This window comes from Halomonas flagellata (assembly GCF_022487945.1).
Taxonomy (GTDB): domain Bacteria; phylum Pseudomonadota; class Gammaproteobacteria; order Pseudomonadales; family Halomonadaceae; genus Halomonas; species Halomonas flagellata.
The window spans coordinates 1-23,726 of the sequence record NZ_JAKVPY010000019.1; the positions used below are offsets into that span (position 1 = coordinate 1).

Genomic DNA, 23,726 nt, shown 5'->3' on the forward strand with positions numbered 1-23,726 from the left:
TGCCGAACTCAGCAGTGAAACCGCTCAGCGCCGATGGTAGTGTGGGGTCTCCCCATGCGAGAGTAGGTCATCGTCAGGCACTTCTTCAGAGAAAACCCCGAGCACATCCGTGTTCGGGGTTTTTTCATTTCCGCTCGATGGATTTCCGAGGCTGCACGAGTTCCGATAGAATGTGGACTTTTCCCGTCTGGGGCATGCGCATGACCATCGGTGATCTGATCCGCCTGCTGAGCGATGGCGAGTTCCATTCCGGCGAGCAGCTGGGCGAGCGCCTGGGCGTGTCGCGAGCGGCAGTGTGGAAACAGTTGAGGAAGCTCGAATCGCTGGGGATCCCCATGGAGGCGGTGAAGGGGCAGGGCTATCGCCTGGCGGAGCCGCTGGAGCTGCTCGATGGTGGCGAGATCGTGGCGGGGCTGTCGCGGGATGCGCGACAGCACCTGACGCGCCTGTTCGTCGAGGAAACGCTGCCGTCCAGCAACGCCTTCATCCACGAGCGCTTCGAGCAGGGTGCCGGTCATGGCGAGGTCTGCCTGGTGGAACAGCAGAGTGAGGGCCGCGGGCGTCGCGGGCGCGCCTGGACGACGCCCTGGGGGCGATCGCTGATGCTGTCGTTGGGGTGGCGCTTCGAGTCGGGAGTCGCGGTGCTGGAGGGGCTGAGCCTGGCCATCGGCGTGGTATTGGCCAGGGTGCTGGAAAGCCGCGGGGCAAGGCCGCTGCTGAAGTGGCCCAATGATGTGCTGCTGGAATCGCCGCAGGGGGAGTTAGGCAAGCTGGCCGGCATCCTGGTGGAGATCAGTGGCGATGCGGCCGGCCCCTGTGAGGTGGTGGTCGGCATGGGCATCAATATCGACCTGCCTGCCGACTTCCGGGCCGGCATCGACCAGCCGGTGGCGGCGCTGCGCGACCAGGCGCCACAGGTTTCGCGCAATGCGCTGGCGGTGGAGCTGCTCGAGGGCCTGCTGCCGCTGATGGCGAGCTTCGAGCAGCGGGGCTTCGCCGTCTGGCAGGAGGAGTGGAATGCTCGCCACGCTTTTGCCGGCCACGAGGTGGATATCCTGCGGGGTGGAGGGCGCGAGGCGGCGATCGCCGAGGGGGTCGACGAGTCCGGCAACCTCTGGGTTCGGCAGGGCCAGCAGCGCCTGCGCCTGGCAGGAGGGGAAGTCAGCGTGCGTGGTCGCCCATGATCCTGGATCTCGATATCGGCAATACCCTGTCCAAGTGGCGATTGAAGGATGCCGACAGTAGCGAGATTCGCTCGCGCGGCGCCGTCTGGACCCGCGAGGAGTGGCGCCCCGGCTCGGACATTCCGGACCTGGACGTGGTGGAGGCGGTGCGCATCTCCAGCGTGGCGCGCAAGGTGGTGCTCGAGGAGACCGTGACACTGCTGCGTCGGCGGGTCGGCGCGGTCCATGTGGCGCGCTCCACCCCCGAGGCCCTTGGCGTCACCAATGGCTACGAGGAGCCCGGCCGGCTGGGGGTGGATCGCTGGATGGGGGCGCTGGCCGGCTACCAGCTGGCCGGTGGATGCTGCAGCGTCGACTGCGGTAGCGCCATCACCGTCGACTTCGTGCTGCCGGGTGGGCGGCACCTCGGGGGCTACATCCTTCCCGGGCTGCGCCTGATGAAGGAGAGCCTCAAGCTCGGCACGCGCAACGTGGCCATCGACCCGGACAGCGAGGCCGAGGAGCTGCTGGTGCCGGGTACACGCACGGTGGAAGCTGTTAATCACGGCATCTACATGGCCGCGGTCAGCGCGGTGAATCGTATCTACAGCGAAGTGTGCGACCGGGAGGGGGTGCCCCTGCCCATGTTGCTCACGGGGGGCGATGCGCGGGTGATTTCGCGCGGCATCCAGGTGCCCCATGCGGTCTGGCCGGACATGGTCTACGCCGGGCTCGAGGCCTGTTTCCCTTTGACCGCCGCCGAGCGGGCGGGAAAGCTGTCCGGGGCGCCAGGTGTGCCGTCACCGGTTTCGCTGGAAAAGATACGTGCCGGGCTTGCATTCTCGATGCTGCTTTGACACAATGCGCCGCGTTCCGAAGCGAAGAGGAAGCGCTGAAAGGCTGGGTTCCTCGGTCAGGATAACTGAGAAAACAGTGGCTTGACATCGGGCATGAAGGTGGTAGGATATGCCGCCAGCTGGAGGGGTTCCCGAGTGGCCAAAGGGAGCAGACTGTAAATCTGCCGCGAAAGCTTCGAAGGTTCGAATCCTTCCCCCTCCACCAGAATTCGCCGGCACCGGTTCGATCGGGTGGTGGCAGCAAGAGTGGGTAGGCGGGCATAGTTCAATGGTAGAACCTCAGCCTTCCAAGCTGATGATGCGGGTTCGATCCCCGCTGCCCGCTCCAGGCATCGAGCGTCATGTGATGTCGAAGGGTTGCGCTCATGTAGCTCAGGGGTAGAGCACACCCTTGGTAAGGGTGAGGTCGACGGTTCAAATCCGTCCATGAGCTCCATATCGAAAAGGCGAGCCGCGGCTCGCCTTTTCTCTTTCTTTCCTGTGTCAGCAGGGAAGGGGTTGCCAGGTAGAGCGGCTTTCGCTATCATGGCGCCCGCTGTCGTGCAGGCCGCTCGCAAAGGGCGGTTGCGGAGCAGGTACAGGCCAGTAGCTCAATTGGCAGAGCAGCGGTCTCCAAAACCGCAGGTTGGGGGTTCGATTCCCTCCTGGCCTGCCAGCCTTCCCCAGGCTGGCGTTATTTCATATACTTTCATGTTTCGATTGCCGCGCCCTGAGGAGTCTCGTTTTCATGAAGCATAGCGCCGAGGTGCAGGAGTCGCGCCACGACGGGCTCAAGTGGGCGGTTGTCGTCACTCTGCTGGTCCTGGCCGTTGTCGGCAATACCTACTTCGCCGATCTGGCACTCCTCTACCGCGTGCTGGGTGTCGTCGCCCTGAGCATCGTGGCGGCGCTGGTCGCCCTGACCACGACCCGGGGGCGCGAGCTCACCGAGCTGGCCAAGAGCGCGAAGAAGGAGATCCAGCGCGTGGTATGGCCGACGCGCCCCGAGACCGTGCAGACCACGGGTATCGTGCTGGTGGCCGTGCTGGTGGTCGGTCTGATGCTGTGGCTGATCGACACCCTTCTTGGCTGGGCGATGTCCGGCGTCATTGGTTAGGAGTTTCCATGTCCAAGCGTTGGTACGTCGTGCACGCCTACTCCGGCTTCGAGAAGCATGTCATGCGCTCGCTGATCGAGCGCGTGAAGATGCATGGCATGGAGGAGCGCTTCGGCGAGATCCTGGTGCCGACCGAAGAAGTCGTCGAGATGCGTGATGGCAAGCGCCGCAAGAGCGAGCGCAAGTTCTATCCCGGCTACGTGCTGGTCGAGATGGAGATGGACGATGCGACCTGGCATCTGGTCAACGAGACCCCGCGCGTCATGGGGTTCATCGGTGGGACCAAGGAGAAGCCGGCGCCGATCACCCAGAAGGAGGCCGATGCCATCCTGCGTCGGGTGAAGGACGGCACCGACAAGCCGCGTCCCAAGACCCTGTTCGAGCCGGGTCAGTCCGTGCGCGTGGTCGATGGGCCCTTCGCCGACTTCAACGGCGTGGTGGAAGAGGTCAACTACGACAAGAGTCGCCTGCAGGTCAGCGTGCTGATCTTCGGTCGCGCGACCCCTGTCGAACTGGAATTCGCGCAGGTCGAGAAGGAATAGCCTCTCGGCCTGACGTCTGCGATGCGGCCCCGGGCGGGCCGCGTAACCCGGGGAGCCGCAAGGGGGCGCTGAACAAACTGGCGAGCGGGATGAAGCGCAAGGCGCACGCAGCGCAGACACCGGAGCCTATGCGGTACTAGGTGAGGATGTCGAGCAGCGCGCAACGCAGCGATTCGCCCGCGCAGACATTTGAGCAGTGTTTCCCGAGGCGCTACTACCCAACTGGAGTCAATCATGGCCAAGAAAGTACAGGCTTACATCAAGCTGCAGGTCGCAGCTGGCAAGGCCAATCCGAGTCCCCCCGTGGGCCCCGCGCTGGGTCAGCACGGTGTCAACATCATGGAGTTCTGCAAGGCCTTCAACGCGGCCACCCAGGACATCGAGCCGGGTCTGCCGACTCCCGTGGTCATCACCGTCTACTCCGACCGCAGCTTCACCTTCGTCACCAAGACCCCGCCCGCCGCGGTCCTGCTGAAGAAGGCGGCTGGCATCAAGTCCGGCTCCGGTGAGCCGAACAAGAAGAAGGTCGGTACCGTGACCCGCGAGCAGCTCGAGGAGATCGCCAAGACCAAGGAGCCGGACCTGACGGCTGCCGATCTCGACGCAGCGGTGCGTACCATTGCCGGTAGTGCCCGCAGCATGGGCCTGAACGTGGAGGGTCTCTGATCATGGCCAAGCTTACCAAGCGTGCGAAGATGATTCGCGAGAAGGTCGATCCGACCAAGGCCTACTCCCTGGAAGAGGCCGTGGCGCTGCTCGCCGAGCTGTCCACCGTCAACTTCAAGGAGTCCCTGGACGTCGCCATCAACCTGGGCGTCGATCCGCGCAAGTCCGACCAGGTCGTGCGTGGGGCTACCGTCATGCCCAACGGTACCGGCAAGGACGTGCGTGTCGCCGTCTTCACCCAGGGTGCCAACGCCGATGCCGCCAAGGAAGCCGGTGCCGATATCGTCGGCATGGACGACCTGGCCGAGCAGGTCAAGAAGGGTCAGCTCGACTTCGACGTGGTCATCGCCTCGCCGGACGCCATGCGCGTGGTCGGCCAGCTGGGCCAGATCCTCGGCCCGCGCGGCCTGATGCCGAACCCCAAGGTCGGCACCGTGACCCCGGATGTCGCCACCGCGGTGAAGAACGCCAAGGCCGGCCAGGTGCGCTTCCGTACCGACAAGAACGGCATCATCCACACCACCCTTGGCAAGGTCGACTTCGACGCCGCCGCCATCCAGGGCAACCTGGAAGCGCTGGTCGCCGACCTGAAGCGGCTCAAGCCCAGCACCTCCAAGGGTATCTATTTCAAGAAGATGACCCTGTCCACCACCATGGGGCCGGGCATCACCGTCGACCACTCCGCGCTGGTCTGAGCGGCGGTTCGACGGCAACAGGCAAGAACTTTGCGGTCCCCGTGCATGGTTGCCGAACGTGCCGGCGGGGCACCGTCAAAGACCGCAGGCGCCGCCCCTCCTCGTGAAGGGCGGCTTAATCTTCCACCGGGAGGCCTGCGCAGATGGTGTGCCGCCAGATATCTGGTGAGCACCATCACCCAGGACTCCCGCCCCGACGCTCGAGCGCCGGGGCGGGAGAGATGGTAACCACCGGAGCCCTCGTTCGAGGTTCCGGCACGAAGGAGTGATCACTGTGCCACTAGCACTCGAAGGCAAGAAGGCGATTGTTGCCGAGGTCAGTGCAGCCGCCAAGGACGCTCTCTCCGTCGTAGTTGCCGACTCTCGTGGCGTCGCGGTCAGCGCGATGACCGACCTGCGCAAGCAGGCCCGCGAGAATGGCGTGCAGATCCGTGTTGTCCGCAACACCCTGGCACGCCGCGCCCTGTCCGGAACTCCCTGGGAGATTCTGGACGAGACCTTCTCCGGTCCGACCATGCTGGCCTTCTCCTACGAGCACCCGGGCGCTGCCGCCCGCCTGTTCAAGGAGTTCGCCAAGGGTGAGAAGGACTTTGAAGTCAAGGCGCTGGCCTACGAAGGTGAGCTGATTCCGGCAAGCGACATCGACCGCCTGGCAACGCTGCCGACCTACGATGAGGCGATCGCCAAGCTGATGTCCGTCATGAAGGAAGCTTCTGCCGGCAAGCTGGTTCGTACCCTCGCCGCGCTGCGCGACCAGAAGCAGGAAGCCGCCGCCTGATCAGGCGAACTCCTGCGCGCAGTCCGAATCGAATATTGAATCCTCGAGCTCTCGGCCGACCGAGGCTCCCGCAAAGTTAGGAACCTGAAAATGGCACTGACCAAAGAAGACATCATCAACGCCGTCGCCGACATGTCCGTCATGGAAGTCGTCGACCTGATCGAAGCCATGGAAGAGAAGTTCGGTGTCTCTGCCGCTGCCGCCGTCGTGGCCGGCCCGGGTGGTGGTGAAGCTGAAGCCGCTGAAGAGCAGACCGAGTTCGACCTGGTGCTGACCGCTGTCGGCGAGAAGAAGGTCAACGTGATCAAGGTCGTCCGCGAGATTACCGGCCTGGGCCTGAAGGAAGCCAAGGGTGCCGTCGACGGCGCACCGGCGACCATCAAGGAAGCCCTGTCCAAGGACGATGCCGAAGCGGCCAAGGCCAAGCTGGAAGAAGCCGGCGCGAGCGTGGAGCTCAAGTAATCCTTGTGCCCATGGCTTCACGCGCTGCGTAAGCTTCCACGGCTGGTGGCGGGACACCCGCTGCCGGCCTTTTTCTGTTGTCACTGGCCTCTGCATGAGCAGAGCCGCCAGCCGAATTCCGAAGGCGAGCAACCCGACGCGGTGCTTGCCTTCATCGCCTGACGGAGCCGCTCCCGTCGGGTGGCGCCGACCACGCATCGGTCACCCATGGTGAACAAGCTGGGGAATACAGATGGCTTACTCATACACTGAGAAAAAACGCATCCGCAAGGATTTCGGCAAACTGCCCCAAGTGATGGATGTGCCCTACCTGCTGGCCATCCAGCTTGATTCCTACTACGACTTTCTCCAGCAGGACCGCTCTCCCGAGGAGCGCCTCGAGATCGGTCTGCATGCGGCCTTCAAGTCCGTGTTCCCGATCGAGAGCTTCTCCGGCAACGCCGCCCTGGAGTACGTCAGCTACCGCTTCGGCACCCCGGCTTTCGACGTCAAGGAGTGCCAGCTGCGTGGCGTCACCTATTCGGCTCCGCTGCGTGTCAAGGTTCGCCTGATCATCTACGACAAGGAGTCGGCACACAAGGCCATCAAGGACATCAAGGAGCAGGAAGTCTACATGGGGGAGATCCCCCTGATGACCGAGAACGGCACCTTCGTCGTCAATGGCACCGAGCGGGTCATCGTCTCCCAGCTGCACCGTTCACCCGGCGTGTTCTTCGACCATGACAAGGGCAAGAGCCACTCTTCCGGCAAGCTGCTCTATTCCGCCCGGGTGATCCCCTACCGCGGCTCCTGGCTGGACTTCGAGTTCGACCCCAAGGACAGCGTCTTCGTGCGCATCGACCGTCGCCGCAAGCTGCCGGCCACGGTGCTGATGCGTGCGCTCGGCATGAGCGCCGAGGAGATCCTCGACGAGTTCTTCGAGACCAGCACCTTCCACATCGAGCAGTCCGGCTTCTCCGTGGAGCTGGTGCCGTCGCGGCTGCGTGGCGAGACCGCCACCTTCGACATCAAGGATGGCGAGGGCAACCTGATCGTCGAGGAAGGCCGCCGGATCACCCAGAAGCACATCCGCCAGCTGGAGAAGGCCGGTCTCGAGCGCCTCGAGGTGCCGATGGAGTACCTGTTCGGCAAGACCCTGGGCAAGGACCAGGTCGACCCGAACACCGGCGAGCTGATCTGCTCCTGCAACAGCGAGATCACCCCGGAGCTGCTCGAGAAGCTCGGCCAGGCCGGCATCACTACCCTCGAGACGCTCTACACCAACGATCTCGACTGTGGCCCCTTCATCTCCGACACCCTCAAGCTGGACACCACCGGGTCCCAGCTCGAGGCGCTGGTCGAGATCTACCGCATGATGCGCCCCGGCGAGCCGCCCACCAAGGAAGCCGCCGAGACCCTGTTCCACAACCTGTTCTTCACCGAGGACCGCTACGACCTCTCCGGCGTCGGCCGCATGAAGTTCAACCGTCGCCTGCGCCGCGACGCCGATACCGGCTCCGGCGTGCTCGACCAGCGCGACATCCTCGACGTGCTCAAGGAGCTGATCAACATCCGTAACGGCTTCGGTGAAGTCGACGATATCGATCACCTGGGCAACCGTCGTATCCGCTGCGTCGGCGAGATGGCCGAGAACCAGTTCCGTGTGGGCCTGGTGCGCGTCGAGCGTGCGGTCAAGGAGCGTCTCTCCATGGCCGAGAGCGAGGGCCTGATGCCCCAGGACCTGATCAACGCCAAGCCGGTGGCGGCGGCGGTCAAGGAGTTCTTCGGCTCCAGCCAGCTCTCCCAGTTCATGGACCAGAACAACCCGCTCTCCGAGGTCACCCACAAGCGCCGCGTCTCCGCGCTCGGCCCGGGTGGCCTGACCCGCGAGCGCGCCGGCTTCGAGGTGCGTGACGTCCACGCCACCCACTACGGTCGCCTGTGCCCGATCGAGACCCCGGAGGGGCCGAACATCGGCTTGATCAACTCGCTCGCCACCTACAGCCACACCAACAGCTACGGTTTCCTCGAGACCCCGTACCGCAAGGTGGTGGATCGCCAGGTGACCGACGAGGTGGTGCACCTCTCGGCCATCGAGGAGGGCGACTTCATCATCGCCCAGGCCTCGGCCACCGTGGACGAGTCGGGCAAGCTGGTCGACGACCTGGTGCAGGTCCGCCACAAGGGCGAGACCACCTTCATGCGCCCCGAGCAGGTCACCCTGATGGACGTCTCGCCGCGCCAGGTGGTCTCCGTGGCGGCGGCGCTGATCCCGTTCCTCGAGCACGACGACGCCAACCGCGCCCTGATGGGCTCCAACATGCAGCGTCAGGCGGTGCCGACCCTGCGTGCCGAGAAGCCCCTGGTGGGGACCGGCATGGAGCGCTTCGTGGCGCGTGACTCCGGCGTCTGCGCCGTGGCGCGCCGCGGCGGCGTGATCGACTCGGTCGACGCCAAGCGCATCGTGGTGCGCATCAACGAGGACGAGATCATCGGCGGCGAGGCCGGCGTCGATATCTACAACCTCACCAAGTACGTGCGCTCCAACCAGAACACCTGCATGAACCAGCGCCCCATCGTGCGCCCCGGCGACGAGGTGGCGCGTGGCGATATCCTGGCCGACGGCCCCTCCGTCGACATGGGCGACCTGGCGCTGGGCCAGAACATGCGCATCGCCTTCATGCCCTGGAACGGCTACAACTTCGAGGACTCCATCCTGCTCTCCGAGCGGGTGGTCCAGGAAGACCGCTTCACCACCATCCACATCCAGGAGCTGACCTGCGTGTCCCGCGACACCAAGCTGGGGTCGGAGGAGATCACCTCCGACATCCCCAACGTCGGTGAGTCGGCGCTGGCCAAGCTCGACGAGGCGGGTGTCGTGTATATCGGGGCGGAAGTCGGACCGGGCGATATCCTGGTCGGCAAGGTCACACCCAAGGGCGAGACCCAGCTGACCCCGGAAGAGAAGCTGCTGCGGGCGATCTTCGGCGAGAAGGCCTCCGACGTGAAGGACACCTCGCTGCGCGCCCCGACCGGCATGCGCGGTACCGTCATCGACGTCCAGGTGTTCACCCGCGACGGTGTGGAGAAGGACTCCCGGGCGCTGGCCATCGAGCAGATGCAGCTCGACGAAGTGCGCAAGGACCTGCAGGAGACCTACCGCATAGCCGAGGACGCCACCTTCGAGCGCCTCAAGCGCACCCTGTCCGGCCAGCCGGTCAATGGTGGCCCCGGGCTGAAGAAGGGCGACATCCTCTCCGACGACTACCTCGAGGAGCTGCCGCGCCAGCAGTGGTTCAAGCTGCGCCTGCAGGACGAGGCGCTCAACGAGCTGCTCGCCCAGGCCGACGAACAGCTCGAGAACCGTCGCAAGGAAATGGACGAGCGTTTCGAGGACAAGAAGCGCAAGCTGACCCAGGGCGACGACCTGGCGCCGGGCGTGCTGAAGATCGTCAAGGTCTACATGGCGGTCAAGCGGCGCATCCAGCCGGGTGACAAGATGGCCGGCCGCCACGGCAACAAGGGCGTCATCTCGGCGATCATGCCGATCGAGGACATGCCCTTCGACGACAACGGCGAGCCGGTCGACGTGGTGCTCAACCCGCTGGGCGTGCCGTCGCGGATGAACGTCGGGCAGATCCTCGAGACCCACCTGGGCCTGGCGGCCCGCGGCCTCGGGGTGAAGATCGAGGCCATGCTGCGCGAGGCACGCGACCAGCAGGTCGGCCAGCTCCGCGAGTTCCTGGGGCAGATATACAACACCGAGGGCACCCGCATCGAGGACCTCGACTCGCTGACCGACGACGAGGTGATCGCCCTGGCGAAGAACCTCCAGGGCGGCGTGCCGATGGCCTCGCCGGTCTTCGATGGCGCCAAGGAGGGCGAGATCAAGCATCTGCTCAAGCTGGCGGACCTGCCGGATTCCGGCCAGATGACCCTCTACGACGGCCGCTCCGGCGACGCCTTCGACCGGTCGGTGACCGTCGGCTACATGTACATGCTGAAGCTCAACCACCTGGTGGACGACAAGATGCACGCGCGTTCGACCGGCTCCTACTCGCTGGTCACCCAGCAGCCGCTGGGCGGCAAGGCGCAGTTCGGCGGCCAGCGCTTCGGCGAGATGGAGGTCTGGGCCCTGGAAGCCTACGGCGCGGCCTACACCCTCCAGGAGATGCTCACGGTCAAGTCCGACGACGTGGAAGGGCGTACCAAGATGTACAAGAGCATCGTGGACGGCGACCACACCATGCAGGCGGGCATGCCGGAATCCTTCAACGTGCTGGTGAAGGAGATCCGTTCGCTGGGCATCGATATCGAGTTAGAGAGCTAGGAGCCTCCCAATGAAAGATTTGGTGAAAGTCCTCAAATCGCAGTCTCAGTCCGACGAGTTCGACGCGATCAAGATCACGCTCGCGTCGCCGGACATGATTCGCTCCTGGTCCTTCGGCGAGGTGAAGAAGCCCGAGACCATCAACTACCGCACCTTCAAGCCGGAGCGTGACGGCCTGTTCTGCGCCAAGATCTTCGGTCCGGTGAAGGACTACGAGTGCCTGTGCGGCAAGTACAAGCGCATGAAGCACCGCGGGATCATCTGCGAGAAGTGCGGCGTCGAGGTGACCAAGGCGGCGGTGCGCCGCGAGCGCATGGGCCACATCGAGCTGGCCTCGCCGGTCGCCCACATCTGGTTCCTCAAGTCGCTGCCGTCGCGTATCGGCATGTTCCTGGACATGACCCTGCGCGACATCGAGCGCGTGCTCTACTTCGAGAGCTTCGTGGTCATCGATCCGGGCATGACCACGCTCGAGCGCGGCCAGTTGCTCAACGACGAGCAGTACTTCGAGGCCCTCGAGGAGTTCGGTGACGACTTCGACGCCCGCATGGGGGCCGAGGCCGTCCAGGCGCTGCTCAAGGACATCGACCTCGAGGAGGAGATCGACCGCCTGCGCGAGGAGATCCCCCAGACCAACTCCGAGACCAAGATCAAGAAGCTCTCCAAGCGGCTCAAGCTGCTGGAGGCCTTCTACAACTCGGGCAACGCCCCGGCGTGGATGGTCATGGAGGTGCTGCCGGTGCTGCCGCCGGACCTGCGTCCGCTGGTGCCGCTGGACGGCGGGCGCTTCGCGACCTCCGACCTCAACGACCTCTACCGTCGCGTGATCAACCGCAACAACCGCCTCAAGCGGCTGCTCGACCTCAATGCGCCAGACATCATCGTGCGCAACGAGAAGCGCATGCTGCAGGAGGCGGTGGACGCCCTGCTCGACAATGGCCGCCGCGGCCGGGCCATCACCGGTTCCAACAAGCGCCCGCTGAAGTCGCTCGCCGACATGATCAAGGGCAAGCAGGGGCGCTTCCGTCAGAACCTGCTGGGCAAGCGCGTCGACTACTCCGGGCGCAGCGTGATCACCGTGGGCCCGACCCTGCGCCTGCACCAGTGCGGCCTGCCCAAGAAGATGGCGCTGGAGCTGTTCAAGCCGTTCATCTACTCCAAGCTGCAGAGCCTCGGCCACGCCTCCACCATCAAGGCCGCCAAGAAGATGGTCGAGCGCGAGCTGCCCGAGGTGTGGGACATCCTCGCCGATGTCATCCGCGAGCACCCGGTGCTGCTCAACCGCGCCCCGACCCTGCACCGCCTGGGCATCCAGGCCTTCGAGCCGCTGCTGATCGAGGGCAAGGCGATCCAGTTGCACCCGCTGGTGTGTGCCGCCTACAACGCCGACTTCGACGGTGACCAGATGGCGGTCCACGTGCCGCTGACCCTGGAAGCCCAGCTCGAGGCCCGCGCGCTGATGATGGCCACCAACAACGTGCTGTCACCGGCCAACGGCGAGCCGATCATCGTGCCGTCCCAGGACGTGGTGCTGGGTCTTTACTACATGACCCGCGAGCGCATCAACGCCAAGGGCGAGGGCATGGTGTTCGCCAACCTCAACGAGGTCGAGCGCGCCTTCGGCACCCAGCACGTCGAGCTGCACGCCCGCGTCAAGGTGCGTCTGACCGAGGTTGAGTTCGACGAGGAGACCGGCGAGCGCAGCGAGCATCGCCGGCTGTACGACACCACCGTGGGGCGTGCGCTCCTGTTCCGCATCCTGCCCGAGGGCGTGCCCTTCGAACTGGTCGACCAGTCGATGAAGAAGAAGGCGATCTCGAAGCTGATCAACGAGGTGTATCGCCGTGCCGGCCTCAAGCCGGCGGTGATCTTCGCCGACCAGCTGATGTACACCGGCTTCCGCCTGGCGACCTGGTCCGGTGCCTCCATCGGCGTCAACGACTTCGTCATCCCCGGGGCCAAGGCCGAGATCATCGAGGCCGCCGAGGAGGAAGTGAAGGAGATCGAGGACCAGTTCTCCTCCGGTCTCGTCACCGCCGGCGAGAAGTACAACAAGGTCATCGACATCTGGTCCAAGGCCAACGACAAGGTGGCCAAGGCGATGATGGCGGGCATCTCCAAGGAGACCGTGACCGACCGCGACGGCCAGCAGGTCGAGCAGGACTCGTTCAACAGCGTCTTCATCATGGCTGACTCCGGCGCCCGGGGTAGTGCCGCCCAGATCCGCCAGCTGGCGGGGATGCGGGGCCTGATGGCCAAGCCGGACGGCTCGATCATCGAGACGCCGATCGTCGCCAACTTCCGTGAAGGCCTGAACGTCCTGCAGTACTTCATCTCGACCCACGGCGCGCGGAAGGGCCTCGCGGACACGGCACTCAAGACCGCCAACTCCGGTTACCTGACCCGTCGCCTGGTCGACGTGGCCCAGGACATGGTGATCACCGAGTCGGACTGCGGCACCGAGAACGGCCTGACCCTGCACCCGGTGATCGAGGGTGGCGACATCATCGTCTCCCTGGCGCAGCGCGTGCTGGGCCGCGTGGTGGCCCAGGACGTCATCGATCCGGCCTCCGAGGACGTGCTGATCCCGCGCGGCACCCTGCTCGACGAGGCCTGGTGTGCCGAGCTCGACACCATGGGCGTCGACGAGATCGTGGTGCGCAGTGCGATCAGCTGCGAGACCTCCCACGGCGTCTGCGCGGCCTGTTACGGCCGCGACCTGGCGCGTGGCCATCAGGTCAACATCGGCGAGGCGGTGGGGGTCATCGCCGCCCAGTCGATCGGCGAGCCGGGCACCCAGCTGACCATGCGGACCTTCCACATCGGCGGTGCGGCATCGCGCGCCTCGGCGGTGGACAGCGTCCAGGTCAAGCACGGCGGCCGCGTGCGCCTGCACAACATCAAGCACGTCGAGCGCGCCGACGGCAAGCTGGTGGTGGTGTCCCGCTCCAGCGCCCTGGCGGTGGCCGACGATCATGGCCGCGAGCGCGAGTACTACAAGCTGCCCTACGGTGCCGAGCTCTCGGTCAAGGACGGTGACGTTGTGGAGGCGGGCCAGGCCGTGGCCAAGTGGGACCCGCACACCCACCCGATCGTCGCCGAGGCCGAGGGTACCGTGCAGTACGCCGACATGGACGAGGGCCTGACCATCCACCGCAGCGTGGACGAGATGACCGGCCTCTCCTCCATCGAGGTGATCGAGGCCGCCGCGCGCCCCATGGCCGGCCGCGACAAGCGTCCGATGATCCTGCTGTCCGACGAGGCCGGCAAGTCGGTGACCGTGACCGGCTCCGACACCCCGGTGCAGTACCTGCTGCCGGGCAAGGCGATCGTCACCGCCGACAACGGCTCGAAGATCGGCGTCGGCGAGATCGTCGCGCGGATCCCGGTGGAGGCGTCCGCCAACAAGGACATCACCGGGGGTCTGCCGCGGGTGGCCGACCTGTTCGAGGCGCGCAAGCCGAAGGAGCCGGCGATACTGGCCGAGATCAGCGGCGTGATCAGCTTCGGCAAGGAGACCAAGGGCAAGCGTCGCCTCACCATCACCCCCGAGGGCGGTGGCGACCCGTTCGAGATGCTGATCCCGAAGTGGCGCCAGATCGCGGTCTTCGAGGGCGAGAGCGTCGAGAAGGGCGAGGTGATTTCCGACGGGCCGAGCAACCCCCACGACATCCTGCGCCTGCTGGGCGTGGCGGAGCTGGCCAAGTACATCACCGCCGAGATCCAGGACGTCTACCGGCTGCAGGGCGTGGGCATCAACGACAAGCACATCGAAGTGATCGTTCGTCAGATGCTGCGCAAGGTGGAGATCACCGACTCCGGGGACTCGGACTTCATTCCGGGCGACCAGGTCGAGCTGGTCCGGGTGCTCGAGCAGAACGCCCGTCTCGAGAAGGCGGAGAAATTCCCGGCCAAGTACCAGCGGGTGCTGCTGGGTATCACCAAGGCCAGCCTGGCCACCGAGTCGTTCATCTCCGCGGCCTCCTTCCAGGAGACCACGCGGGTGCTGACCGAGGCGGCGGTCACCGGCAAGCGCGACTACCTGCGCGGCCTGAAGGAAAACGTGGTGGTGGGACGCCTGATCCCGGCCGGTACCGGCCTGACCCACCACGCGGAGCGCAAGCGCAAGCGTGAGGACGCCGACCGCCTGCTCCACCCGTCGGCCTTCGATGTCGAGCAGGAGTTGGGCGCCCAGCTCACTGCGCTCGACTCGGATGACGACGAGATTTGACGACGGGCGATGCCACCTGGCGCCTCCCCCCGGCGGGGGAGGCGCCATGCTTGACGGCCAGCCTCGTCAGCCATTAGAATGCGCAGCCTTTAACAGTGGGGTGGGTGCGCCCGCGCCCGCTGGAAAAGGCAAGGCAACCCATTGGAGTCAGCTACACACCATGGCAACGATCAATCAGCTCGTGCGCAAGCCGCGCAAGCGCCAGGCCGCCAAGAGCGACGTGCCGGCGCTGCAGGCCTGCCCGCAGAAGCGCGGGGTCTGCACCCGCGTCTACACTACTACCCCGAAGAAGCCGAACTCGGCACTGCGGAAAGTCTGCCGCGTGCGCCTGACCAACGGCTACGAGGTCTCCTCGTACATCGGTGGTGAGGGCCACAACCTTCAGGAGCACTCCGTGGTCCTGATCCGCGGCGGCCGTGTCAAGGACCTTCCCGGTGTGCGCTATCACACCGTGCGTGGCGCCCTGGACACCTCCGGCGTGCAGAACCGCAAGCAGGGGCGCTCCAAGTACGGTACCAAGCGTCCCAAGGTGTAATCGGGTGGCTCACGCCAACCCCACTGAATACATGGCATCGGTCTGATAAGAGTAAGGTCGAGCACCGCCGTCGGTGGTCGTCTCGGGTTTACCTGAAGGACCCTTTACAGAGGGCTTATCATGCCTAGAAGAAGAGTTGCGGCTAAGCGCGAGATCCTGCCGGATCCCAAGTTCGGAAGCGAGCGCCTGGCGAAGTTCATGAACCACCTGATGGTCAGCGGCAAGAAGTCCGTAGCTGAGCGCATCGTCTATGGTGCGCTGGACAGGGTTGCCGAGCGTAGCAAGGAAGAGCCGCTGGAGATCTTCGACAAGGCGCTGGAAGCCATCCAGCCCATGGTCGAGGTCAAGTCACGCCGCGTCGGCGGCGCGACCTATCAGGTGCCGGTCGAGGTGCGTCCTTCGCGCCGTCAGGCGCTGGCCATGCGCTGGCTGGTGGATGCCGCCCGCCGTCGTGGCGAGAAGACCATGGTGCAGCGCCTGGCCGGCGAGATGCTGGATGCCGCCGAAGGCAAGGGCTCGGCCGTCAAGAAGCGTGAGGACGTGCATCGCATGGCAGAGGCCAACAAGGCCTTCTCGCACTATCGTTTCTAAGTGCAGCGCTTCTAACGCATCGCCAACCAACGGGGAGTTCCAACGTGGCTCGCAAGACTCCGCTAAATCGTTACCGCAATATCGGTATCGTTGCACACGTCGACGCCGGCAAGACCACCACGACCGAGCGTGTCCTGTTCTACACCGGCCTGTCCCACAAGGTCGGCGAGGTCCATGAGGGCGCCGCCACCATGGACTGGATGGAGCAGGAGCAGGAGCGTGGCATCACCATCACCTCCGCGGCGACCACCTGCTTCTGGCAGGGCATGAACAAGCAGTTCGATGAGCACCGCATCAACATCATCGACACCCCCGGGCACGTCGACTTCACCATCGAGGTCGAGCGTTCCCTGCGCGTGCTCGACGGTGCCGTCGTCGTGCTGTGCGGCTCCTCCGGCGTGCAGCCCCAGACCGAGACCGTCTGGCGTCAGGCCAACAAGTACGAAGTCCCGCGCATGGTGTTCGTCAACAAGATGGACCGTACCGGCGCCGACTTCTTCATGGTGGTCGAGCAGCTCAAGGAGCGTCTCGGCGCCAACGCCGTGCCGATCCAGATCAACTGGGGCACCGAGGACGAGTTCAAGGGCGTCATCGACCTGATCACGATGAAGGCCATCCTCTGGGATGAGGCCAACTTCGGCATGAAGTACGACTTGGTGGACATTCCCGCCGAGCTGCAGGAAACCGCCGAGAAGTATCGCGAGGAGATGGTCGAGGCGGCCGCCGAGGCCTCCGAGGAGCTGATGGACAAGTACCTCGAGGAGGGCGAGCTTACTCCCGAGGAGATCAAGGCCGGCCTGCGTCGTCGTACCCTGGACAACGAGATCGTGCTGGTCACCTGCGGCTCGGCGTTCAAGAACAAGGGCGTGCAGGCGGTGCTGGACGGCGTCATCGAGTACATGCCGTCGCCCACCGAGGTCAAGGCCATCGAGGGTGAGCTGGACGACAAGGACGGCACCATCGCCACGCGCGAGGCGGACGACAGCGCGCCCTTCTCGGCGCTGGCGTTCAAGATCGCCACCGACCCCTTCGTCGGCACCCTGACCTTCATCCGCGTCTATTCGGGTGTGCTGAAGTCGGGCGACAGCGTCTACAACTCGGTCAAGCAGAAGAAGGAGCGCGTGGGGCGTATCGTGCAGATGCACGCCAACTCCCGCGAGGAGATCAAGGAAGTGCTCGCCGGCGACATCGCCGCCTGCATTGGCCTCAAGGACGTCACCACCGGTGACACCCTGTGCGACCTGAACGACAAGATCGTTCTCGAGCGCATGGAGTTCCCGGACCCGGTGATCTCCGTGGCCGTCGAGCCGAAGTCCAAGGCCGACCAGGAGAAGATGGGCGTGGCGCTGGGCAAGCTGGCCCAGGAAGATCCCTCCTTCCAGGTCAAGACCGACGAAGAGACCGGCCAGACCATCATCTCCGGCATGGGCGAGCTGCATCTCGACATCCTCGTCGATCGCATGCGTCGCGAGTTCAAGGTCGAGGCCAACATCGGCAAGCCGCAGGTGGCCTATCGCGAGACCATCCGCAAGAGTGTCGAGCAGGAAGGCAAGTTCGTTCGCCAGTCCGGCGGTCGCGGCCAGTATGGCCACGTCTATCTTCGCATCGAGCCTCTCACCGCAGAGGACAAGGGCGAAGACGAGGACATGCACTTCAAGTTCGCCTCGGAGATCGTTGGCGGCGTGGTTCCCAAGGAATACGTGCCGGCCGTCGAGAAAGGGGCCTACGAGCAGCTGCAGAACGGTGTCATCGCGGGCTACCCGATGATTGACGTCAAGGTCACGCTGTTCGACGGTTCCTACCATGACGTGGACTCGAACGAGACCGCGTTCAAGGTTGCCTCTTCCATGGCGATCAAGGAAGGTGCCAAGAAGGCGAAGGCCGTGCTCCTGGAGCCGGTGATGAAGGTCGAGGTCGTGACCCCCGAGGACTTCATGGGTGACGTCATGGGCGACCTGAACCGCCGTCGTGGCCTCGTTCAGGGCATGGATGACTCCTCTTCCGGCAAGGTCATCCGCGCCACGGTACCGCTGGCTGAGATGTTCGGTTATGCGACCGACCTGCGTTCTCAGACCCAGGGCCGCGCAAGCTACACCATGGAGTTTGCGAGTTACGAAGAGGCGCCGTCCAGCGTCGTTGAAGCCGTCATCAACCAGAACGGTTAACCGTTAGCTAACGTAAAGAGGTTATAGCAGTGGCTAAGGAAAAATTCGAACGTTCCAAACCGCACGTCAACGTCGGCACCATCGGTCACGTCGACCACGGCAAGACCACCCTGACTGCGGCCCTGACCCGTGTCTCCGCCGAGGTGTTCGGTGGCGACTGGCGTGAGTTCGACTCCATCGACAACGCCCCGGAAGAGCGTGAGCGCGGCATCACCATCGCCACCTCTCACGTGGAATACCAGTCCGAGCAGCGCCACTACGCGCACGTCGACTGCCCGGGGCACGCCGACTACGTCAAGAACATGATCACCGGTGCGGCCCAGATGGATGGCGCCATCCTGGTGGTGTCCGCCGCCGACGGTCCCATGCCGCAGACCCGCGAGCACATCCTGCTCTCCCGTCAGGTCGGCGTGCCGTACATCGTCGTGTTCCTGAACAAGGCCGACATGGTCGACGACGAAGAGCTGCTCGAGCTGGTCGAGATGGAAGTGCGTGAACTCCTGAGCGAGTACGACTTCCCGGGTGACGACACCCCGATCATCACCGGGTCCGCCCTGATGGCCCTGGAAGGCAAAGACGACAACGGCATGGGTACCACCGCCGTTGCCAACCTGATCAAGGCCCTGGACGACTACATCCCGGAGCCGGAGCGCGCCATCGACCAGCCGTTCCTGATGCCGATCGAGGACGTCTTCTCCATCTCCGGCCGCGGCACCGTGGTGACCGGGCGTATCGAGCGCGGCATCATCAAGGCCGGCGAAGAGATCGAGATCGTCGGCATCAAGGACACCACCAAGACCGTCGTCACCGGTGTCGAGATGTTCCGCAAGCTGCTCGACGAAGGTCGTGCGGGCGAGAACGTCGGCGCCCTGCTGCGCGGCACCAAGCGCGACGACGTCGAGCGTGGTCAGGTCCTGGCCAAGCCGGGCACCATCACCCCGCACACCGTCTTCGAGGCCGAAGTCTACGTGCTGTCCAAGGAAGAGGGTGGTCGTCATACCCCGTTCTTCAAGGGTTACCGTCCGCAGTTCTACTTCCGTACCACCGACATCACCGGTACCTGTGAACTGCCGGAAGGCGTCGAGATGGTCATGCCGGGCGACAACGTCAAGATGGTTGTCACCCTGATCGCCCCGATCGCCATGGACGAGGGCCTGCGTTTCGCCATCCGCGAAGGCGGTCGTACCGTCGGCGCCGGCGTCGTGGCCAAGATCGTTCAGTAAGTCTCCGGACTGCTGGATCGATCGAAGGGGGCTCCGTGAGGGGCCCCCTTTCTGCGCACCGCGGCGAGTGATTGACACTCGTTGCCGGCGTGCCTATAATGCGCATCCTTTGAATGCGTGGGTGGACGGCTCGCGCCGTCGAGATCCATTGGAGTTTAGGGCAAATGCAGAACCAGAAGATTCGCATTCGGTTGAAGGCTTTCGACCATCGCCTGATCGACCAGTCCGCTGCGGAGATCGTTGAGACCGCCAAGCGTACCGGCGCCCAGGTTCGTGGTCCGATTCCCTTGCCGACCAATCGCGAGCGGTACACCGTGCTGATCTCGCCGCACGTCAACAAGGACGCGCGCGACCAGTACGAGATTCGTACCCACAAGCGTGTGCTCGACATCGTCGAACCCACGGAAAAGACCGTTGATGCCCTGATGAAGCTCGACCTCGCCGCCGGCGTGGACGTGCAGATCAAGCTCGACTGAGACCACACTAGACACTCGCGGCCCAGCGCTCGTCCGCCCCGGAAAGGCCGGCATGAGCAGCAGCCGCCACGCCGTGATGGCGTCACACAACGTGCTAGTGGAATGCTCTGGAAAGGGCAGCCATAGCGGGTGACAGCCCCGTACACTAAAGGAGACTGAGAATGACTATCGGTTTGGTCGGTAGGAAGGCCGGGATGACCCGCGTCTTCACCGAGGATGGCGCATCCGTGCCCGTGACCGTGATCGAGGTTGAGCCCAACCGCGTGACTCGCGTCAAGTCCGTCGAGAGCGACGGCTACTCCGCGGTTCAGGTGACAACCGGCTCCCGCAAGGCCAAGCACCTGTCGAAAGCCCAGGCCGGGCTGTTCGCCAAGGCAGGTGTCGAGGCCGGTCGTTCGCTGATGGAGTTTCGCCTTCCCGAAGGCTTTGATGCTCCGGAAGTGGGCGGCGAACTCACCGTATCCCTCTTCGAAGCTGGTCAGATGATCGACGTGACCGGCACCTCCAAGGGCAAGGGCTTCCAGGGCGCCGTCAAGCGCTGGAACTTCCGCACCCAGGACAACACCCACGGTAACTCCCTGTCGCATCGCGCGCCGGGTTCCATCGGCATGTGCCAGACGCCGGGCCGCGTGTTCAAGGGCAAGAAGATGGCCGGCCAGATGGGCAACGTCCGTTGCACCGTGCAGAGCCTCGAAGTCGTCCGCGTCGACGCCGAACGCAACCTGTTGCTGGTCAAGGGTGCCGTACCCGGCGCCACCGGCAGTGATGTCATCGTGCGCAGCGCCGTCAAAGCAGGCTGAAGGGGAACTTACCGATGAATCTGAATCTTGCAGGTGCAGGCGCCGGTACCGTCGAAGTATCCGATGCCACCTTTGGCAAAGAATTCAATGAAGCGCTCGTGCACCAGGTCGTCACCGCCTATCTGGCCGGTGGTCGCCAGGGCACCCGTGCCCAGAAGAACCGTTCCGACGTGCGCGGCGGCGGCAAGAAGCCGTGGCGTCAGAAGGGCACCGGCCGTGCCCGTGCCGGTACCATTCGCTCGCCGATCTGGCGCAGCGGCGGCGTGACCTTCGCGGCCCGTCCGCAGGACCACTCCCAGAAGGTCAACCGCAAGATGTACCGCGCGGCCATGCGCTCGATCCTCTCCGAGCTGGTGCGTCAGGAGCGTCTGGTCGCCGTCGACGAGATCACCGTCGAGGCGCCCAAGACCAAGCAGCTGGTGGCCAAGCTCAAGGAGCTCGACCTGGAGAAGGTGCTGATCGTCACCGAGGAAGTCGACGAGAAGCTCTACCTCGCCGCCCGCAACATCCCCAATGTGGATGTGGTGGATGTGGCTGCCGCCGACCCGGTGAGCCTGGTCGCCTTCGACAAGGTGCTGGTCACCGTCTCCGCCCTGCGCAAATTCGAGGAGAAGCTGGCATGAACCAAGAGCGTGTATTCAAGGTTCTGCTCGGTCCGCACGTGACCGAGAAGGCCGCCATGGCCGCCGAACGCAACCAGTACGTGTTCAAGGTGGCCAGCGACGCGACCAAGCCCGAGATCAAGAAGGCCGTGCAGGTCCTGTTCGGCAAGAAGGTCGACCGCGTTCAGGTGCTGAACATGAAGGGCAAGACCAAGCGCACCGCGCAGGGTCTGGGTCATCGCCAGGGGTATCGCAAGGCCTACGTGACACTGGCCGCCGGCGAAACCCTTGAAGACTTCTCTGGCGCCGAATAAGGGCAGGAGTACGGATCATGGCAATCGTCAAGACTAAACCCACATCCGCCGGTCGTCGCCACGTCGTCAAGATCGTCGGTGACGAGCTGCACAAGGGCCGGCCCTATGCGCCGCTGCTCGAGAGGCAGACACGCAGCGGTGGGCGCAACAACAACGGCCGCATCACCACCCGTCATGTGGGCGGTGGTCACCGTCAGCACTACCGGCTCATCGACTTCAAGCGTACCAAGGATGGCGTCCCCGCCGTCGTCGAGCGCCTGGAGTACGATCCGAACCGCAGCGCGCACATCGCGTTGCTGAAGTACCTCGACGGCGAGCGTCGCTACATCATCGCGCCCAAGGGCGTGAGCGCGGGCGACCGTCTCGAGTCCGGCGTCAACGCGGCGATCAAGAAGGGTAACGCCCTGCCGCTGCGCAACATTCCGCTGGGTTCCACCGTGCACTGCATCGAGCTCAAGCCCGGCAAGGGCGCCCAGCTTGTCCGCAGCGCCGGCACCAGCGCCCAGCTGGTCGCCCGTGAGGGCAACTACGCCACCCTGCGCCTGCGCTCCGGCGAGATGCGCAAGGTGCTGGCCGAGTGCCGCGCGACCCTGGGTGAAGTGAGCAACTCCGAGCACAGCCTGCGTCAGCTTGGCAAGGCCGGTGCGAAGCGCTGGAGAGGTGTGCGTCCGACCGTTCGCGGCGTGGTCATGAACCCGGTGGACCACCCGCACGGTGGCGGTGAAGGCCGCACCAGCGGTGGTCGTCACCCGGTGACCCCGTGGGGTATCCCCACCAAGGGCCACAAGACCCGCAAGAACAAGCGCACCGACAAGCTGATCGTCCGTCGCCGCAAGGCACGGAACTGAGAACTTACGCCAAGACATTAAGAGGTAACGGCTGTGCCACGTTCACTGAAGAAAGGTCCCTTCATTGACCTTCATCTGCTGAAGAAGGTTGAGGCTGCAGTGGAGAAGAGCGACCGCAAACCGATCAAGACCTGGTCGCGTCGCTCCATGATCCTGCCCAACATGGTCGGGCTCACCATTGCAGTCCATAACGGTCGCCAGCACGTCCCGGTGCATGTCTCCGAGGAAATGGTTGGCCACAAGCTGGGCGAATTCGCTGCCACCCGCACCTATCGCGGTCACGCGGCGGACAAGAAAGCCAAACGGTAAGCCAGAGAGGATTGAGAGATGGAAGTCACAGCTAAGCTGCGTGGCGCTCGTTTATCCGCCCAGAAGGCCCGTTTGGTGGCTGACCAGGTGCGCGATAAGCCGGTCGCCGAAGCGCTGGACCTGCTGACCTTCTCGCCGAAGAAGGCTGCCAAGCTGGTCAAGAAGGTGCTTCAGTCCGCCATCGCGAACGCGGAAGAAAACAACGGCATGGATATCGACGAGCTGCGTGTCTCGACCATCTGCGTCGATGAGGGCATGACGCTCAAGCGCATCCGTCCGCGCGCCAAGGGCCGTGCGGATCGCATTCTGAAGCGCACCTGCCACATCACCGTCAAGGTAGCCGAGAAGTAGGAGTCGACCAGATGGGTCAGAAAGTCAATCCAACAGGCATCCGGCTGGGTATCGTCAAGGACCATACCTCCGTCTGGTATGCCGAGCGCGGCGCCTATGCCGACAAGCTCAACAACGACCTCGAAGTGCGTCGCTTCCTCGAGGAGCGCCTGAAGAACGCTTCCGTGAGCCGCATTCACATCGAGCGTCCGGCCAACAACGCCCGCATCACCATTCACACTGCCCGTCCGGGCATCGTGATCGGCAAGAAGGGCGAGGACGTCGATCGTCTGCGCCGCGAGGTCACCGCGATGATGGGCGTGCCCGTGCACGTCAACATCGAGGAAGTCCGCAAGCCGGAGCTGGATGCCAAGCTCGTCGCGCAGAACATCGCCGGCCAGCTCGAGCGTCGCGTGATGTTCCGTCGCGCCATGAAGCGTGCCGTGCAGAACGCCATGCGTCTGGGCGCCGGCGGCATCAAGGTGCAGCTCTCCGGCCGCCTCGGCGGTGCGGAAATCGCCCGCACCGAGTGGTACCGGGAAGGTCGCGTTCCGCTGCACACCCTGCGTGCGGACATCGACTACGCCACCTACGAAGCCAAGACCACCTACGGCATCATCGGTGTCAAGGTCTGGGTCTTCAAGGGTGAAATCCTCGGGGGCATCGAAGAGGTCCGCGCCAAGGCGAAACAGCCGCAGGCCGCGCCCTCCAAGAAGAAAGGTTCCAGGTAAGGG

General features: G+C 64.5%; 22 protein-coding genes, 4 tRNA genes and 1 rRNA gene. All 27 read left to right on the forward strand.

The window, feature by feature from the left end; translation table 11 throughout:
* Positions 1 to 79, forward strand: a 5S ribosomal RNA gene (gene rrf / locus MKP05_RS22145); the annotation flags it as partial.
* A gap of 121 nt (positions 80 to 200) precedes the next feature.
* Positions 201 to 1,184 (forward strand): biotin--[acetyl-CoA-carboxylase] ligase, encoded by a 984-nt coding sequence (locus MKP05_RS15010; RefSeq protein ID WP_240569150.1) that lies wholly within the window; start codon positions 201 to 203, stop codon positions 1,182 to 1,184.
* Positions 1,181 to 2,020, forward strand: a complete 840-nt coding sequence (locus MKP05_RS15015; protein WP_240569093.1) for a type III pantothenate kinase — start codon at positions 1,181 to 1,183, stop codon at positions 2,018 to 2,020. Before MKP05_RS15010 ends, MKP05_RS15015 begins: the two co-directional genes overlap by 4 nt.
* Before the next feature lie 121 nt (positions 2,021 to 2,141).
* Positions 2,142 to 2,225, forward strand: a tRNA-Tyr gene (locus MKP05_RS15020).
* Positions 2,226 to 2,274: 49 nt separating this feature from the next.
* Positions 2,275 to 2,348: transfer RNA gene (locus MKP05_RS15025), tRNA-Gly, on the forward strand.
* Between the two features lie 33 nt (positions 2,349 to 2,381).
* Positions 2,382 to 2,456 (forward strand) — tRNA-Thr (locus MKP05_RS15030).
* Between the two features lie 143 nt (positions 2,457 to 2,599).
* Positions 2,600 to 2,675 (forward strand) — tRNA-Trp (locus MKP05_RS15035).
* Between the two features lie 72 nt (positions 2,676 to 2,747).
* The gene (secE, locus tag MKP05_RS15040; protein ID WP_240569095.1) at positions 2,748 to 3,116 is read left to right on the forward strand and encodes a preprotein translocase subunit SecE; all 369 of its coding nucleotides are present in this window, start codon (positions 2,748 to 2,750) and stop codon (positions 3,114 to 3,116) included.
* Between the two features lie 8 nt (positions 3,117 to 3,124).
* A complete protein-coding gene (nusG, locus tag MKP05_RS15045; protein WP_110285376.1) occupies positions 3,125 to 3,658 on the forward strand; it encodes a transcription termination/antitermination protein NusG in 534 nt (177 codons plus the stop codon).
* A 234-nt stretch (positions 3,659 to 3,892) separates the two neighbouring features.
* Positions 3,893 to 4,324, forward strand: a complete 432-nt coding sequence (gene rplK, locus MKP05_RS15050) for a 50S ribosomal protein L11 (protein WP_102626767.1) — start codon at positions 3,893 to 3,895, stop codon at positions 4,322 to 4,324.
* Positions 4,325 to 4,326: 2 nt separating this feature from the next.
* A complete protein-coding gene (gene rplA, locus MKP05_RS15055; RefSeq protein ID WP_240569096.1) occupies positions 4,327 to 5,019 on the forward strand; it encodes a 50S ribosomal protein L1 in 693 nt (230 codons plus the stop codon).
* A gap of 274 nt (positions 5,020 to 5,293) precedes the next feature.
* Positions 5,294 to 5,797, forward strand: coding sequence for a 50S ribosomal protein L10 (rplJ, locus tag MKP05_RS15060; protein ID WP_110285374.1), 504 nt, complete (start codon positions 5,294 to 5,296; stop codon positions 5,795 to 5,797).
* A 90-nt stretch (positions 5,798 to 5,887) separates the two neighbouring features.
* Positions 5,888 to 6,259 (forward strand): 50S ribosomal protein L7/L12, encoded by a 372-nt coding sequence (gene rplL, locus MKP05_RS15065; RefSeq protein ID WP_110285373.1) that lies wholly within the window; start codon positions 5,888 to 5,890, stop codon positions 6,257 to 6,259.
* A 232-nt stretch (positions 6,260 to 6,491) separates the two neighbouring features.
* The gene (gene rpoB / locus MKP05_RS15070; protein ID WP_240569097.1) at positions 6,492 to 10,568 is read left to right on the forward strand and encodes a DNA-directed RNA polymerase subunit beta; all 4,077 of its coding nucleotides are present in this window, start codon (positions 6,492 to 6,494) and stop codon (positions 10,566 to 10,568) included.
* A 10-nt stretch (positions 10,569 to 10,578) separates the two neighbouring features.
* Positions 10,579 to 14,799 (forward strand): DNA-directed RNA polymerase subunit beta', encoded by a 4,221-nt coding sequence (gene rpoC / locus MKP05_RS15075; RefSeq protein ID WP_240569098.1) that lies wholly within the window; start codon positions 10,579 to 10,581, stop codon positions 14,797 to 14,799.
* Positions 14,800 to 14,959: 160 nt separating this feature from the next.
* A complete protein-coding gene (gene rpsL / locus MKP05_RS15080) occupies positions 14,960 to 15,334 on the forward strand; it encodes a 30S ribosomal protein S12 (protein ID WP_071943783.1) in 375 nt (124 codons plus the stop codon).
* Positions 15,335 to 15,454: 120 nt separating this feature from the next.
* Entirely contained in the window at positions 15,455 to 15,925 is a 471-nt protein-coding gene (gene rpsG / locus MKP05_RS15085; RefSeq protein ID WP_102626760.1) for a 30S ribosomal protein S7, read from the forward strand.
* 44 nt (positions 15,926 to 15,969) lie between these two features.
* On the forward strand, positions 15,970 to 18,090 hold the full coding sequence (gene fusA / locus MKP05_RS15090; RefSeq protein WP_240569099.1) for an elongation factor G: 2,121 nt from the start codon (positions 15,970 to 15,972) through the stop codon (positions 18,088 to 18,090).
* Between the two features lie 29 nt (positions 18,091 to 18,119).
* On the forward strand, positions 18,120 to 19,313 hold the full coding sequence (gene tuf, locus MKP05_RS15095; protein ID WP_240569100.1) for an elongation factor Tu: 1,194 nt from the start codon (positions 18,120 to 18,122) through the stop codon (positions 19,311 to 19,313).
* Between the two features lie 164 nt (positions 19,314 to 19,477).
* On the forward strand, positions 19,478 to 19,789 hold the full coding sequence (gene rpsJ / locus MKP05_RS15100) for a 30S ribosomal protein S10 (protein WP_021819602.1): 312 nt from the start codon (positions 19,478 to 19,480) through the stop codon (positions 19,787 to 19,789).
* Positions 19,790 to 19,950: 161 nt separating this feature from the next.
* Positions 19,951 to 20,589: a 50S ribosomal protein L3 gene (rplC, locus tag MKP05_RS15105; protein WP_240569101.1), complete on the forward strand. Its 639-nt coding sequence runs from the start codon at positions 19,951 to 19,953 to the stop codon at positions 20,587 to 20,589.
* A 14-nt stretch (positions 20,590 to 20,603) separates the two neighbouring features.
* Complete coding sequence (rplD, locus tag MKP05_RS15110; RefSeq protein ID WP_110285367.1) at positions 20,604 to 21,212, forward strand: 50S ribosomal protein L4; 609 nt, start codon at positions 20,604 to 20,606, stop codon at positions 21,210 to 21,212.
* Complete coding sequence (gene rplW / locus MKP05_RS15115; protein WP_110285366.1) at positions 21,209 to 21,505, forward strand: 50S ribosomal protein L23; 297 nt, start codon at positions 21,209 to 21,211, stop codon at positions 21,503 to 21,505. The genes rplD and rplW overlap by 4 nt, the downstream gene beginning before the upstream one ends.
* A gap of 17 nt (positions 21,506 to 21,522) precedes the next feature.
* Positions 21,523 to 22,353: a 50S ribosomal protein L2 gene (gene rplB, locus MKP05_RS15120; protein ID WP_110285365.1), complete on the forward strand. Its 831-nt coding sequence runs from the start codon at positions 21,523 to 21,525 to the stop codon at positions 22,351 to 22,353.
* A gap of 33 nt (positions 22,354 to 22,386) precedes the next feature.
* Positions 22,387 to 22,662 (forward strand): 30S ribosomal protein S19, encoded by a 276-nt coding sequence (rpsS, locus tag MKP05_RS15125; RefSeq protein WP_008959165.1) that lies wholly within the window; start codon positions 22,387 to 22,389, stop codon positions 22,660 to 22,662.
* Between the two features lie 18 nt (positions 22,663 to 22,680).
* Positions 22,681 to 23,013, forward strand: a complete 333-nt coding sequence (gene rplV / locus MKP05_RS15130) for a 50S ribosomal protein L22 (protein WP_089848247.1) — start codon at positions 22,681 to 22,683, stop codon at positions 23,011 to 23,013.
* Between the two features lie 11 nt (positions 23,014 to 23,024).
* The gene (rpsC, locus tag MKP05_RS15135; RefSeq protein ID WP_110285364.1) at positions 23,025 to 23,723 is read left to right on the forward strand and encodes a 30S ribosomal protein S3; all 699 of its coding nucleotides are present in this window, start codon (positions 23,025 to 23,027) and stop codon (positions 23,721 to 23,723) included.
* Positions 23,724 to 23,726: the final 3 nt, after the last annotated feature.